Origin of the sequence: Stenotrophomonas sp. 2YAF22 (assembly GCF_052114665.1) — a bacterium.
Lineage (GTDB): Bacteria > Pseudomonadota > Gammaproteobacteria > Xanthomonadales > Xanthomonadaceae > Stenotrophomonas > Stenotrophomonas indicatrix.
This window is the reverse complement of record NZ_JBFRFE010000852.1, coordinates 1-1,369: the sequence shown is the minus strand read 5'-3', so window position 1 is coordinate 1,369 and position 1,369 is coordinate 1. Positions and strand designations below refer to the sequence as shown.

At 65.6% G+C, this 1,369-nt stretch carries 2 protein-coding genes; both read left to right on the top strand.

Going from position 1 to position 1,369, the window contains the following annotated elements; translation table 11 throughout:
- The first annotated feature begins 7 nt into the window (after positions 1-7).
- Positions 8-136 carry a flagellin gene (locus tag AB4Y84_RS21705; RefSeq protein WP_442250938.1) on the top strand — a complete coding sequence of 43 codons (129 nt, stop codon included), beginning with the start codon at positions 8-10 and terminating at the stop codon, positions 134-136.
- 86 nt (positions 137-222) lie between these two features.
- Positions 223-1,369 (top strand): flagellin (locus AB4Y84_RS21700; protein ID WP_442250937.1); only part of this gene is annotated, 1,147 nt, incomplete at its 3' end.

Sequence of the window (1,369 nt, the reverse complement as noted above, 5' to 3'; positions counted from 1 at the left end):
CAGCCGCATCAAGGACACCGACTTCGCCAAGGAAACCGCTGAGCTGACCCGCACCCARATCCTGCAGCAGGCCGGTACGGCCATGCTGGCCCAGGCCAACCAGGTGCCGCARGGCGTGCTCAGCCTGCTGCGCTGATCCGCTCCTTGATCGACCACCGGGCGGCGGCTGAGCTGCCGCCCGGTTCCTGAAATACGTTCCACCTTCGCCAAAGGAAAAGCACCATGGCACAAGTCATCAACACCAACACCATGTCCCTGAATGCTCAGCGCAACCTGAGCACCAGCGGCAGCTCGCTCGCTACCACCATCCAGCGCCTGTCCTCCGGTTCGCGCATCAACAGCGCCAAGGACGATGCGGCCGGCCTGGCGATCTCCGAGCGCTTCGGTACCCAGATCCGCGGCACCGACGTGGCCATCCGCAATGCCAACGACGGCATTTCGCTGGCACAGGTTGCCGAAGGTTCGCTGACCGAAATCGGCAACAACCTGCAGCGCGTCCGCGAGCTGTCGGTGCAGGCCTCCAACGCCACCAACTCGGCCAGCGACCGCAAGGCRCTGCAGGCCGAAGTGACCCAGCTGGTTTCGGAAATCGACCGCGTCGCCAAGCAGTCGGACTTCAACGGCACCAAGCTGCTGGACGGTTCGTTCTCCAGCCAGCTGTTCCAGGTCGGCGCCAACGCCGGTCAGGCGATTGCCATCGACAAGACCATCGATGCCAAGGCCAATGCCCTGGGTGGCGCCAAGTTCGACACCAACGCGCTGGCACTGGCCGATCCGGGCACCAACGGTGATTTCAGCACCAGCGGCCTGTCGATCAACGGTGTGGCCATCGCCGACGTCTCGGTCAAGCAGGGCGCCGACGCCGCTGCCACCGGCAAGGCCTCGCGCGAAGCACTGGTGACCGCGATCAACGCCAAGATCGGCGAAACCGGCGTCTACGCCGAAGTGAACGGCACCACCGGCGTGACCCTGACCTCGGTCAAGGACAGCACCAACGCTGACGGCTCGTTCAAGGCCATCACCGCAACGCCGGGCACCTGGACCGGCGCCACCGCGCCGACCTTCACCGCCACCACCGCTGCGGCGGCACCGGCTTCGAAGTACGCCAGCAACCTGGACGTCAGCACCGTGAAGGGCGCCCAGCAGGCCATGGAAATCGTCGACAAGGCCCTGGGTGCGATCAACAGCACCCGCGCCGACCTCGGTGCGATCCAGAACCGYTTCACCTCGGTGGTKGCCAACCTGCAGACCTCGTCGGAAAACCTGTCRGCGTCGCGCAGCCGCATCAAGGACACCGACTTCGCCAAGGAAACCGCTGAGCTGACCCGCACCCAGATCCTGCAGCAGGCCGGTACGGCCATGCTGGCCC